We start from the raw sequence: 12,515 nt of genomic DNA, 5'->3' as shown, positions 1-12,515 counted from the left end.
CAGGTCGCGGCCGCGCGACGCGAGGTCAGGAGGCGCGGGCTCCGCGGACGATCAGCTCGCCTGCTCGCCGAAACCGCCTTCGATCAAGGCGATGAGGTCGTCCACGGCGGCCGCGGCGTCGGGACCGGTCGCCATGACGGCCACCGTCGAACCGACGCCCACGTTCAACCCCATGATGCGGAGCAGGCTCTTGGCGTCGACACCGTTGACCGTGACGTCGGCCTGGAACCGAGACGCGTGCGTGACGAGGTCGGCGGCGGGACGGGCGTGCAGCCCCGACGCGTTGACGAGGACGGCCGAGCGCTCGACGGCGTCGCCACCTCGGAGGTCGCGCTCGTCGGCGTGCGCGTCGGCGACTCCGGTGGCCGTCCGGGCGGCCGCCGCCACGGCCTCGAGGTCTCCCCCGGTCTCGGCGGAGACGGCCGCGGCGACCGTTCCCTCGACCAATGGCGCGTCGGCGATGAGCACCCGCTGCTTGTCGGCGTCGTCGAGGAAGTCGACGGCCGTCTCGCTCGTCAGGATGGCGGAACCGAGGTCGCAGAGCACGACCGCACCGCCGTCCCGCCCGGCCTCGGCCAGGGCGGCGGAGACCTTGTCGAAGCTGGTGCCGATGGACCCGTCGTCCGTCCCTCCGGCGGCCACGAGGGTGGTCGTGGGGGCCATCTGGCGAGCGAGGTCGACCACGCCCTCGGCGATCTTGACACTGTGCGAGACGACGACGATTCCGATGGTGGGCATGCTCAGGACTCCTTGCTCGAGCCGTCCGCGGCGTCGGCCGCGGCGGCGATGATGAGGGACGACGACTGCGCGCCGGGATCGCGGTGACCCACGGCACGCTCGCCGAGGTAGCTGGCTCGGCCCTTGCGGGCGACGAGGGGTTCGGTCGAGGCGGCACCGGTCGCCGCGGCGTCCGCTGCGGCACGGAGGACGCCTGCGGGCGAGGCACCGTCCGCAGCTGCGGCGGCTGCTGCGTCGACGGCCGGGGTCCACGCGTCGATCATGGTCTTGTCGCCGACCTCGGCCTTGCCCCGCAGCACGACACCGTCGCGGGCCGCGGTCAGGAAGGCGACCAGCGCCTCCGCGTCCAGCTCCGTGGCGTCGCCCAGGGCCGCCGACCCTTTCAGGTACGCCGTGCCCAGCAGGGGGCCCGACGCGCCGCCGACCGTCGAGATGAGCGTCGTGGCGACGAGTTTGAGGGCTGCTCCGGGCGTCGCGTCGGCGGGGAGGTCGGCGAGCCGGGCGCGCACGGCGGTGAAGCCGCGGGACAGGTTCTCGCCGTGGTCGCCGTCGCCGATCTGGCGGTCGAGTTCACTGAGGGCCGTGTGGTGGGCGGCGACGACGTCGGCCGTCCGGTCGATCCAGGCCCGGGTCCAGGTGGCGTCGAGTGTCATGCGGTGGTCGTTCCTCTCATCGTGCGGTGGTTCGGTGATGCGGCGCGGCGTGCCCTGCTCTCGGCGTCCACGCGGACGCCTACCGGCCCCGGCGCAGGGCCGCGGTCTCGACCGGGGCGTCCCAGAGCTCGGCCAGCTCGTCGTCGAGGCGGGTCACCGTGATCGACATGCCCTGCATCTCGAGCGACGTGACGTACGAACCGACGAGGCTGCGGTACACCTCGACGCCTCGTGCTTCGAGGGCCTCGGCCGCACGACGGTAGGCGATGTAGAGCTCGACGAGCGGGGTGCCGCCCATGCCGTTGACGAAGAGCAGCACCCGCTCGCCGGTGGAGAGTCCCAGATCGTCGGTGACCGCGTCGAGCAGGCGGTCGACGATGGCGTCGACCGGTTCGAGCGGGATGCGCTCCCGGCCCGGTTCGCCGTGGATGCCGATCCCGATCTCGACCTCGTCGTCGGCCAGCGTGAAGCTCGGCTCTCCGGCATGGGGGACGGTGCCCGCGGTGAGGGCGACGCCCATCGACCTGGTCGCCGCGTTCGTGCGTCGAGCCACCTCGGCGACGGCGTCGAGCGAATCGCCCCGCTCGGCCGCGGCGCCGGCGGTCTTCTCGACCACGACCGTGCCGGCGACGCCCCGGCGACCGGCCGTGTAGAGGGAGTCCTTGACCGCGACGTCGTCGTCGACGACCACCGAGCGCACCTGGATGCCCTCGGCCTCCACGAGGTCGGCAGCCGTCTCGAAGTTGAGGACGTCGCCCGTGTAGTTCTTGACGATGTAGAGGACGCCCGCTCCGGCGTCCACCGCCTGCGTGGCGGCGACGATCGGATCGGGCGTGGGCGACGTGAACATCGGACCCGGCACGGCGGCCGAGAGCATGCCGAAGCCGACGAACCCCGCGTGCAACGGTTCGTGACCGCTGCCGCCGCCGCTCACGATCGCGACCTTGCCGGCCACGGGAGCCGCCGATCGGCGGACGAACGTCGGGTCGTGCGAGACGACCACGAGGTCCGCGTGAGCCGCGCCGAAGCCGGCCACGGCCTCGGCGACGACGTCGGACGGATCGTTGATGAGCTTCTTCATCGAAGTCCCTTTCTCGGCGCCGGGAACGGTGCTCTGGTGCACCAGGCTGCCGCTCAACCTACTCCCGGCACCCCCTCATGCACATATGTGCAATCACCGGATCTTTCCTTCTCATCACGTGTGATCACCGCACTAAGGTGTTGACACACGCTCACCGCGGGTGCACTGTCGCCCCGCCGTACGACAAGGAAGGTCGACGTGAACCTGGGATTGATTTTTCTTTCAGAAACGGTGGGCACCGCATTGCTGCTCACCCTCGGTGGCGGAGTCGTCGCCAACGTCGCCCTGACGAAGACGAAGGGCTTCAACGGCGGCACGCTCATGGTCAACTTCGGCTGGGGCCTCGCGGTCTTCGTCGGCATCCTGGCCTCGTACTCGTCCGGGGCGCACCTCAACCCGGCCGTCAGCATCGCCCAGCTGATCCTCGGCAACATCACGTTCGCCGCGTTCCTCGTCTACGTCGCGGCGCAGATGGTCGGTGCGATCATCGGTGCGGTCGTCGTCTGGCTGGCCTACAAGCAGCACTTCGACGAGGAGCCCGACCCGGCCACCAAGCTCGGCGTGTTCTCGACCGGCCCGGCCATCCGCAACTACGGCTGGAACCTCGTCACCGAGATCATCGGCACCTTCGTGCTGGTCTTCACGATCATCGCCATCACCAACGGCGCCTCCCCGAACGCCGCGAACCTCGGCCCGCTCGGCGGCCTGGCCGTCGCACTCCTCGTGGTCGGCATCGGCGCCTCGCTCGGTGGTCCCACGGGCTACGCCATCAACCCGGCCCGCGACCTCGGCCCGCGCATCGCCCACGCTTTCCTGCCCATCAAGGGCAAGGGCGGCAGCGACTGGTCCTACGCCTGGGTGCCGGTCGTCGGCCCCCTCGTCGGCGGTGCCCTCGCGGCACTGCTGTCCTTCCCGCTCCTCCCCCTGGCCGCCTGACCCGGCGACCCGCTGATCGGCCGAGGCCGGCTCCCCCGCGCCGTCCGACGCCCATCGATCCACCCGCTCCCCGCAGAGGCTCGGGCCCGTCCGCTCCACTGGACCGACCCGGGCCTCCGTGCGAGCCGCATCCATCAACGACGAAGGAGTTCCACCCGTGAGCGACACCGACTACATCCTGGCCATCGACCAGGGAACGACCAGCACCCGCGCCATCATCTTCGACCACTCGGGCTCGATCGTGGCCACCGGCCAGAAAGAGCACGAGCAGATCTTCCCCCGTGCCGGCTGGGTCGAGCACGACCCCGCCGAGATCTGGGAGAACACCCGCGAGGTCATCGGTCAGGCCCTCTCCCGGGCCGACATCACGCGCCACAACATCAAGGCCGTCGGCATCACCAACCAGCGCGAGACCGCCGTGGTCTGGGACAAGAACACCGGCAAGGCCGTCTACAACGCCATCGTCTGGCAGGACACCCGCACGCAGTCCATCGTCGACCGCCTGGCCGCCGACGGTGGCGTCGAGCGCTTCAAGCCGATCGTCGGCCTGCCGCTCGCGACCTACTTCTCGGGCACGAAGGTCGTCTGGATCCTCGAGAACGTCGAGGGCGCCCGCGAGAAGGCCGAGGCGGGCGACCTGCTCTTCGGCACGACCGACACCTGGGTCCTCTGGAACCTCACCGGCGGCACCGACGGCGGTGTCCACGTCACCGACGTGACGAACGCCTCGCGCACCCTCTTCATGGACCTCGAGACGCTCGAGTGGCGCGACGACATCCTCGAGGCCTTCGACGTGCCGAGGTCGATGCTCCCCGAGATCAAGAGCTCGTCCGAGGTCTACGGCACGGTCGAGGCCTCGAGCCTGCTGCGCGAGGTGCCCATCGCCGGCATCCTCGGCGACCAGCAGGCCGCCACCTTCGGCCAGGCCGCCTTCGACCAGGGCGAGTCGAAGAACACGTACGGCACCGGCAACTTCCTGATCTTCAACACGGGCGAAGAGATCGTCCACTCGAAGAACGGGTTGCTCACGACGCTCGGTTACAAGCTCGGCGACGCCGCACCCCACTACGCCCTCGAGGGGTCCATCGCGGTCACGGGTTCGCTGATCCAGTGGCTGCGCGACAACCTGGGCATGATTGGCTCCGCCCCCGAGGTCGAGGAGCTCGCCAAGACCGTCGAGGACAACGGCGGAGTGTACTTCGTGCCCGCCTTCTCGGGTCTGTTCGCGCCCTACTGGCGGTCCGACGCGCGTGGCGCCCTCGTCGGCCTCACCCGCTACGTCAACAAGGGCCACATCGCCCGCGCCGCGCTCGAGGCGACCGCGTTCCAGACCCGCGAGGTGCTCGACGCGGTCAACGCCGACTCCGGCGTCGACCTGACCGAGCTCAAGGTCGACGGTGGCATGACCGCCAACGACGCGCTCATGCAGTTCCAGGCCGACATCCTCGACGTCCCGGTCGTCCGCCCCGTGGTCGCCGAGACCACCGCGCTCGGAGCGGCCTACGCGGCCGGTCTCGCGGTCGGCTTCTGGGAAACGCTCGACGACCTCCGTGCCAACTGGCAGGAGGACAAGCGCTGGACGCCGAACATCGACGCCGACGAGCGTGACCGCACGCTGCGTCTCTGGAAGAAGGCCGTCACGAAGACCTTCGACTGGGTCGACGACGACGTCAACTGATCCTCCGCGCGAGGGGCCCGTCCGATCGGACGGGCCCTTCGTCGTCCGCCCGCCCGCCCGAGGACGAGGAGGCACGGTTGGTCTCAGGAGGCGCGGGTCGCCGCCACCCACTGGTCCAGTTTCGCGATCGCCGCCCCCGAGTCGACGGCGCGGGCCGCGACGTCCAGCTGCTCCCGGAAGCGGGCGAGGAGCGGCCGTTCGCGCTGGCCCGGGTCCGCGGCCAGCCCGTACGAGACCAGTCCGGCCGCCGCGTTGAGCAGCACGATGTCGCGGACGGGGCCGCGCTCCCCCGCCAGCACCTCGCGGGCGACGGCCGCGTTGTACGCCGCGTCGCCGCCGACGAGGTCGGAGATGCGCGCCCGCGGGATGCCCAACTCGAGCGGGTCGAGGTCGTGCTCGGTCACCGAGCCTCCGGTGACCTCCCAGATGTGGCTGTGACCGGTGGTGGTCAACTCGTCGAGGCCGTCGTCGCCGCGGAACACGAGCGCCGTCGCGCCCCGGGTCTGGAACACGCCCACGATCAGCGGCACCTTGTCGAGCGACGCGACGCCGACCGCACTCGCCTCGGGTCGTGCCGGGTTCACGAGGGGCCCCAGGAAGTTGAAGACCGTCGGGACGCCGATCTCACGCCGCACGGCGGCGGCGTTGCCGAAGCCCGGGTGGAAGGCGGCCGCGAAGGCGAAGGTCAGCCCGGCTTCGCGCAGGACCTCGGCCACACGGTCGGCGCCGATGGTCAGGTCGATGCCGAGGGCCGACAGGACGTCCGAGGAACCGGACGACGAACTCGCCGCCCGGTTGCCGTGCTTGATGACGGGCACGCCGGTGGCCGCCACGACGACGGAGGCCATGGTCGAGACGTTGACCGTCCCGAAACGGTCTCCGCCCGTGCCGACGATGTCGACGGCCATGCTGTCGACCGGCAGGGCCACGGCGTGGGCGAGGACGGCGTCGCGGAATCCCACGATCTCGTCCACCGTCTCCCCCTTGGCCCGCAGGGCCACGAGGAAGGCCCCGAGCTGGGCCGGGGTGACGTCGCCGGTCATGACCTGCTCCATCGACCAAGTCGCCTCGCTGATCGAGAGGTCGCGACCGACGAGGAGCGCGTCGATGATCAGGGGCCAGGTGAGCTCGGAGGTCATGCGCCCAGGCTACCGGCGGAGCACGGGCGGCTCCGATGTCTCGGCGTCAAGGGAAATTCCCGACCCGGGGTTTCGAGCGCAAACCCAAAGCGACTTACCAGGCATAATGGACCTCGTGACAAGTACCTCTCTCTCGAGACCTTCTGGCGGCCCCGTCGTCAATCGACCCAGCACGGTTGCCGTGGGCACCATCGTGTGGCTCGGCAGCGAGGTCATGTTCTTCGCCGGCCTCTTCGCGATCTACTTCACGCTCCGCTCGACGTCTCCGGGCCTGTGGGCCGACCAGACGGCGCTGCACAACGTGCCGTTCGCACTGACCAACACCATCACCCTGGTGCTGTCCTCGGTCGCCTGCCAGTTCGGCGTGTTCGCGGCCGAGCGCATGCAGCCGCACCGTACCGGCCGCCTGTTCCAGGTCGGCCGCTGGGGCATGGTCGAGTGGTTCTTCCTCACCTACGCCATGGGCGCGGTGTTCGTCTGCGGCCAGGTGTTCGAGTACGCGACGCTGATCTCCGAGCACGTCACCCTCAGCTCGAGCGCATACGGCTCGGCTTTCTACATGACGACCGGCTTCCACGGCGCACACGTCATCGGTGGCCTCATCGCCTTCCTGCTCACCATCGGTCGTGCCTACGCAGTCAAGAACTTCGGGCACAAAGAGGCCACGACGGCCATCGTCGTGTCGTACTACTGGCACTTCGTCGACGTCGTCTGGATCGGCCTCTTCATCGTCATCTACCTCCTCAAATAGGCATTGGATCGTCTGCACAGCATGTTCTCCAGAACCTCGTCCTCCCGACGCACCAAGAAGGCCGGCCGTCGCGGCCCCGTCGCCACCGCCTCCCTCCTGCTCGTCGGTCTGCTCACCACGGGCGGTGCCTACGCGCTCTTCTCCTCGACCGCCTCGGCAGACGAGAGCAGCGCCACCGCCACGTCGCAGCAGAGCATCGACGAGGGTCAGAAGCTCTTCGCCTCGAACTGTGCGACCTGCCACGGTCTGAGCGCCGCCGGCACCGACAGCGGTCCCAGCCTGATCGGCGTCGGGGCGGCTTCGGTCGATTTTCAGGTCGGCACCGGTCGCATGCCCATGGCCGTGAACGGTCCTCAGGCCGAGCAGAAGCCCACGCAGTTCTCCGACGAGCAGGTCGCCGCCATGGCCGCCTACGTCGCATCCCTCGCCCCGGGTCCGGCCATCCCCGACGAGTCGCTGCTCCAGGCCGACGGCGACACGACCAACGGCGCCGAGCTGTTCCGCATCAACTGCGCCATGTGCCACAACGTGGCCGGTGCGGGTGGCGCGCTCACCCAGGGCAAGTTCGCCCCCGCACTCGACGGCGTCACCGCCCACCACATCTACGAGGCCATGCAGACGGGCCCGCAGAACATGCCGGTCTTCAACGACCTCAACCTGTCGCCCCAAGACAAGGCCGACATCATCACGTACCTCAAGTACGTCGAGAACAACCCGTCGCCGGGTGGATTCGAGCTCGGGAGCCTCGGCCCCGTCGCCGAAGGTCTCTTCATCTGGATCTTCGGACTCGGTGCGATCGTCGCGATCACCATCTGGCTGACCGCCCGGTCGAACTGACCCGCGTTCTCTCCGTACTTCACGAAAGGCAGAATCAATGGCAGAGCACGACGACGAGGCCCCCACGGCGGGCTCGGCTGTCGAGAAGCGTGAGCCTCGACAGGTCTCGGCCGGCACGGCGGTCGTGACGTCCGACGTGTTCCAGAACCCGGGTGAACCGCCCCACCGCGACCGCGTCACCGACATCGACCCCAAGGTCGAGAAGCGTGCGGAGCGTCAGGTCAGCCTGTTCTTCTTCCTGTCGATCGTCGGCAGCATCGCGGCCATCGGCGCGTACGTGGCCTTCCCGATCACGTCGGGTGACTCCGGCTCGGTCCGCCTGAACAACCTGTTCCTGGGCCTCGGGATCGCCCTCGGTCTGTTGTCCGTCGGAATCGGTGCGGTGCACTGGTCCAAGACCCTCATGCCGGCGCGAGAGATCACCGAGATGCGCCACGACACGCGTGGCTCCGAGCCGACGCGTGAGAAGGCCGTCGAGGTCTTTGCACTGGGCAATCACGAGAGCGGCTTCGGTCGTCGTTCGTTGATCCGCAACAGCCTGATCGGCGCTCTCGTCGCGACGCCCCTCCCCGCCGTGGTTCTGTTCCGCGACCTCGCACCTGCGGAAGACCCCAACGCGGTCCTCCGCCACACCTTGTGGGAAGAAGGCATGCACCTCGCCGCCGACCCCTCCGGGACCCGCATCAAGGCGTCGGACGTCACCCTCGGTTCCGTGTTCCACGTCATCCCCGAGAACCTCAACGAATCAGAACACCTGCTCGAAGAGAAAGCCAAAGCGGCCGTCCTTCTCATGCGCCTGAAGCCGGAAGACCTCAACCCGGCCGAGGGACGCGAAGACTGGCAGTACGACGGAATCGTCGCCTACTCGAAGATCTGCACGCACGTCGGGTGCCCCGTGGCCCTCTACGAACAGCAGACACACCACCTGCTCTGCCCCTGCCACCAGTCCACGTTCGACGTGACGAACAACTGCGAAGTCATCTTCGGGCCCGCCAAGCGCCCCCTGCCGCAGCTGCCCATCACTGTCGACGCCGACGGGTACCTCGTCGCGCAGAGCGACTTCCACGAACCTGTGGGCCCGAGCTTCTGGGAGCGCGAAAAGTGATCACCACCACCCCGGCACACGGTGCCGAACCGGCCACGTCCGAGAACATCGGCAAGGCCCCTGCCTTCGCACCGACGAAGACCAACAAATTCCTCGGCGCGACGGCCAACTACATCGACGAGCGCACGAGCATGTCCGGCTTGGTCAAAGAGGTGGGTCGAAAGATCTTCCCTGACCACTGGTCGTTCATGTTGGGCGAGGTCGCTCTCTACTCGTTCGTCGTGATCCTGCTCTCGGGCACGTTCCTCACGTTCTTCTTCCAGCCCTCGATGGCTGAGGTCAACTACAACGGTTCGTACGTTCCGCTCAAGGGCCTCAACATGTCGGCGGCGATGGCCTCGACGCTCGACATCTCGTTCGACATCCGTGGCGGCCTCCTGTTCCGCCAGATCCACCACTGGGCCGCACTGCTGTTCGTGGCCGCGATCATGCTGCACATGCTGCGCGTCTACTTCACCGGCGCGTTCCGCAAGCCCCGCGAGATCAACTGGGTCGTGGGCTTCACGCTCTGGATCCTCGCGATGGCCGAGGGCTTCACCGGGTACTCGCTTCCCGACGACCTCCTCTCCGGCAACGGTGCCCGCATCATCGACGGCATGATCAAGGGCATCCCCGTGATCGGCGTCTGGATCTCGTACCTCGTGTTCGGTGGAGAGTTCCCGGGTACCGACATGGTCGGCCGGTTCTACTCGCTGCACATCATGCTGCTCCCCGCACTGTTGATCGCCCTCTTGGGCGTGCACCTGCTGTTGCTCATCATCAACAAGCACACGCAGTTCGCCGGCCCCGGCAAGACGAACCAGAACGTCGTGGGCGTGCCCGTCATGCCCGTGTTCGCGGCCAAGGCCGGTGGATTCTTCTTCATCGTCTTCGGCGTCATCGTGTTGATCGCCTCGCTGTTCACGATCAACCCCATCTGGAACTACGGCCCGTACGACCCCTCCCCCGTGTCGGCAGGTACGCAACCCGACTGGTACATCGGTTTCGCCGACGGTGCCCTTCGTCTCGTTCCTCCGGGCTGGGAGTTCGTCGCCTTCGGCTACACGGTCTCGATGAACATCCTCGTGCCGATCACGGTCCTGGGTCTCTTCATCGTCGTCGTGCTGCTGTACCCGTTCTTCGAGGCCTGGGTCACCGGCGACAAGCGCGAGCACCACATCCTCGATCGTCCTCGTAACGCCCCGACGCGTACCGCCATCGGCGCCGCCGGCATCGTGTTCTACGCCAGCCTCTGGGCAGCGGCGAGCTCCGACATCATGGCGACGCACTTCCACCTGTCGTTGAACTATGTGATCCATGCCTGCCAGGCAGCCCTGATCATCGGGCCGTTCATCGCCTTCTGGGTCACGAAGCGGGTCTGCCTCGCCCTTCAGAAGAAGGACCGTGAGATCGCCCTCCACGGCTACGAGTCGGGACGCATCGTTCGCCTGCCGGGTGGTGAGTACATCGAGGTGCACGAGCAGCTCGACGAGTACGAGCGCTGGCGCTTGCTCGACTTCAACGAGTACGAGCCCCTCATGGTCCGACCGAACGCCAACGGGAAGATCACGGCTCTGCAGCGGGCCCGAGCATCAGCGTCGTCGTTCTTCTTCGAGGACCGCATCGCCCCGGTGAAGCGTTCCGAGATCGAGGCATCGCACCACGACGAAGGACACTGACCTTCGTTAGCCCCTGGGCCCGGTCGCACATCGTGTGCGGCCGGGCCTTCGGCGTTCCTGGAGTGGCGAACGGCAGTTCAGTCGGCCCACGCTCGCGCAGCCGACGAGTCCAACCGTTGGGTGAGATGGGATCTCCGGCGACAACCCCTCTGGACGTCATCGAATCGAGTGTCGAGACGCCGCGACTGCTTCTCCCTCAGAGCGGTCGAGGCTGAGACATCCCGGCCGACCGCACGAGCGGGCCTCGTCCCAAGGATGCTGCGTGGTACCTGGCTATCATGACTCCTCCAGTCCTGCACGGAGTTGACACAGTGATCCCGGCCGCGGTGATCGCTACATCACCGCGGCCTGCGGCCAGGTTCTCAGCCACGACGTCACACCCTCGGTTGAGCGCATGTCACGGTCGGCAGTGGCGATCACCGCCCGGATTCTCGACCTCGTGTGCTCCCTGTGCCCACTCCACGCGAGCCCTCAGGATGACTCTGGCTCCGCCCACCACTCGCTCCGGGCTCGGAGGACCGATGTCAGCTCCCTCGAGGGGCGTGCTAACCATCCCCAGCTGACGACCGCATGAATCCGTCACGATCGACCACACACGCGCTGTCGTCCCCAGCGACAAGGCCCACGTTCCCCATCCGGACGGCACCCCGAGGAAGCCTGTATACGTCCCTGAGCCGGCTCTGACTGGCCCGGACAGCCGACGATGCATCGGTCGCTTTACGAGATCCAGAGCCACACCCGGCTCGGCGAGAACGGCAACCGTGGTTCGGGCAGCACTCCCCCAGCCTCACTCACGTCGTCCGGAGCCTCAGGGCCATGGCGCCTACCTCCCACTCCTGGCCGCGTCCCCGCGCCTCAGGACCGCGCATCGACCAGCACCAGGAGCGACCGCGACCCCGGTGGACACCGTGACGACCAAAACCCGGCCCTGCGACCGAACCCAAGGCAGCCGTGTGGAGCAAGGAATCCGGTACCGCCGGTGCCGTCGCCACCGGGACGGACGCTTGCGTAGCCAGAGTGACAGCACAGGCGCAGGCCCGGGCCAGGCCCAGGCACTGCCACGGGAAGGCTACGGCTACCGGCGCTTGTCCACCCGCGCTCGGCACCGACCAGCGGCCAGTGGCCGAAGGCAGCGGCCAGCGGCCCGTAGAGGCAGCAACCCGTGGCCCGTAGGCAGCGGCAGCGGCTCGTGGGCGGCGGCCATCGGGCGGCGGCCAGCGGACGGCGGACAGCGGACAGCGGGCGGCGGGCGGCGGGCGGCGGGCGGCGGCGGCCATCGGACGGAGGCCAGCGGACAGCGGACAGCGGACAGCGGCTGACGCATGGCTCACACGATCACCAAACTGGTCGTCTGGGCCGGCCCAGGGCGGCCTGTCCCGCACGTGGGAACGAGAGGCCCAGTGGCCACTCATCAGTTCAGATCTGCATTCCTCGCGTCTGGCCACAACACCCGTGGCGAACACGACGAAAGGCGCCGGCCCGGAGACCGACGCCCTTAACACTCGAGGGAGCAGTGATGTCAGTGTGCGAAGTTTCCGCGGTAGTACTCGTAGACCCAGCCGACCAAGGCAACGGCCGTCAGGGCCGCACCGATGTAGATGATCCACATGCCGACGGCCAGCGCCAGGAAGATCAGGCTGCAACCGGCGGCCAAGATGATGGGCCACCACGACCAGGGGCTGAAGAAGCCCATCTCGGGGTCACCGTCGTCGATGTTGGCGTCCAGACGGTCCTCGGGAAGCTCGCCTCCCTGGGTCGCGTGCGAGCGACCCATGTAGAACGCCAGGAATGCTCCGAGCATGCCGGCCAGACCGATGCCGAGCGTACCGGCCCATTCGACCTGACCGGTGTCGAGGAGGCTCCAGAGCACGTAGACCGCACACATGAGGAAGAAGAAGATCGCGAGGATCCAGAACAGCGTCGCGTTGGTCTTCATCAG

Annotated in this window: 11 protein-coding genes; 6 read left to right on the top strand and 5 right to left on the bottom strand. The window is 68.2% G+C overall.

Annotated features, from left to right (window positions below):
• Positions 1–51: 51 nt before the first annotated feature.
• The 3 genes from dhaM to dhaK form a co-directional block, all read right to left on the bottom strand.
• On the bottom strand, positions 52–738 hold the full coding sequence (gene dhaM / locus ACVJ1F_RS00470) for a dihydroxyacetone kinase phosphoryl donor subunit DhaM (protein WP_456884102.1): 687 nt from the start codon (positions 736–738) through the stop codon (positions 52–54).
• A 2-nt stretch (positions 739–740) separates the two neighbouring features.
• Positions 741–1,391, bottom strand: coding sequence for a dihydroxyacetone kinase subunit DhaL (gene dhaL, locus ACVJ1F_RS00465; protein ID WP_056045063.1), 651 nt, complete (start codon positions 1,389–1,391; stop codon positions 741–743).
• 79 nt (positions 1,392–1,470) lie between these two features.
• On the bottom strand, positions 1,471–2,472 hold the full coding sequence (gene dhaK / locus ACVJ1F_RS00460; RefSeq protein ID WP_456884101.1) for a dihydroxyacetone kinase subunit DhaK: 1,002 nt from the start codon (positions 2,470–2,472) through the stop codon (positions 1,471–1,473).
• A gap of 198 nt (positions 2,473–2,670) precedes the next feature.
• Between dhaK and ACVJ1F_RS00455 the strand changes: the two genes are divergently transcribed.
• Both ACVJ1F_RS00455 and glpK read left to right on the top strand, forming a co-directional pair.
• Positions 2,671–3,408: an MIP/aquaporin family protein gene (locus tag ACVJ1F_RS00455; RefSeq protein ID WP_123517649.1), complete on the top strand. Its 738-nt coding sequence runs from the start codon at positions 2,671–2,673 to the stop codon at positions 3,406–3,408.
• Between the two features lie 157 nt (positions 3,409–3,565).
• Positions 3,566–5,086, top strand: coding sequence for a glycerol kinase GlpK (gene glpK, locus ACVJ1F_RS00450; protein WP_456884099.1), 1,521 nt, complete (start codon positions 3,566–3,568; stop codon positions 5,084–5,086).
• Between the two features lie 83 nt (positions 5,087–5,169).
• Here the strand turns inward: glpK and trpD are convergent, their stop codons facing one another.
• Positions 5,170–6,225: an anthranilate phosphoribosyltransferase gene (gene trpD / locus ACVJ1F_RS00445; RefSeq protein ID WP_123570026.1), complete on the bottom strand. Its 1,056-nt coding sequence runs from the start codon at positions 6,223–6,225 to the stop codon at positions 5,170–5,172.
• Between the two features lie 106 nt (positions 6,226–6,331).
• Between trpD and ctaE the strand changes: the two genes are divergently transcribed.
• Genes ctaE through qcrB form a run of 4 tightly spaced genes read left to right on the top strand, consistent with a single transcriptional unit; the run spans position 6,332 to position 10,576 of the window.
• Positions 6,332–6,976 carry an aa3-type cytochrome oxidase subunit III gene (gene ctaE, locus ACVJ1F_RS00440; protein ID WP_082460212.1) on the top strand — a complete coding sequence of 215 codons (645 nt, stop codon included), beginning with the start codon at positions 6,332–6,334 and terminating at the stop codon, positions 6,974–6,976.
• Positions 6,977–6,997: 21 nt separating this feature from the next.
• Positions 6,998–7,813, top strand: coding sequence for a cytochrome bc1 complex diheme cytochrome c subunit (gene qcrC / locus ACVJ1F_RS00435; protein WP_056045057.1), 816 nt, complete (start codon positions 6,998–7,000; stop codon positions 7,811–7,813).
• 37 nt (positions 7,814–7,850) lie between these two features.
• Positions 7,851–8,918 (top strand): cytochrome bc1 complex Rieske iron-sulfur subunit, encoded by a 1,068-nt coding sequence (qcrA, locus tag ACVJ1F_RS00430; RefSeq protein ID WP_043594939.1) that lies wholly within the window; start codon positions 7,851–7,853, stop codon positions 8,916–8,918.
• A 47-nt stretch (positions 8,919–8,965) separates the two neighbouring features.
• A complete protein-coding gene (gene qcrB / locus ACVJ1F_RS00425) occupies positions 8,966–10,576 on the top strand; it encodes a cytochrome bc1 complex cytochrome b subunit (RefSeq protein WP_043595069.1) in 1,611 nt (536 codons plus the stop codon).
• 1,519 nt (positions 10,577–12,095) lie between these two features.
• Here qcrB and ACVJ1F_RS00420 read toward each other — a convergent pair.
• A complete protein-coding gene (locus ACVJ1F_RS00420; protein WP_054146161.1) occupies positions 12,096–12,512 on the bottom strand; it encodes a cytochrome c oxidase subunit 4 in 417 nt (138 codons plus the stop codon).
• Between the last annotated feature and the right edge of the window lie 3 nt (positions 12,513–12,515).

The organism is Frigoribacterium sp. 2355 (genome assembly GCF_054060695.1).
Note: the sequence above shows the minus strand (reverse complement) of the source record. Positions and strands in the feature narration are given on the sequence as shown.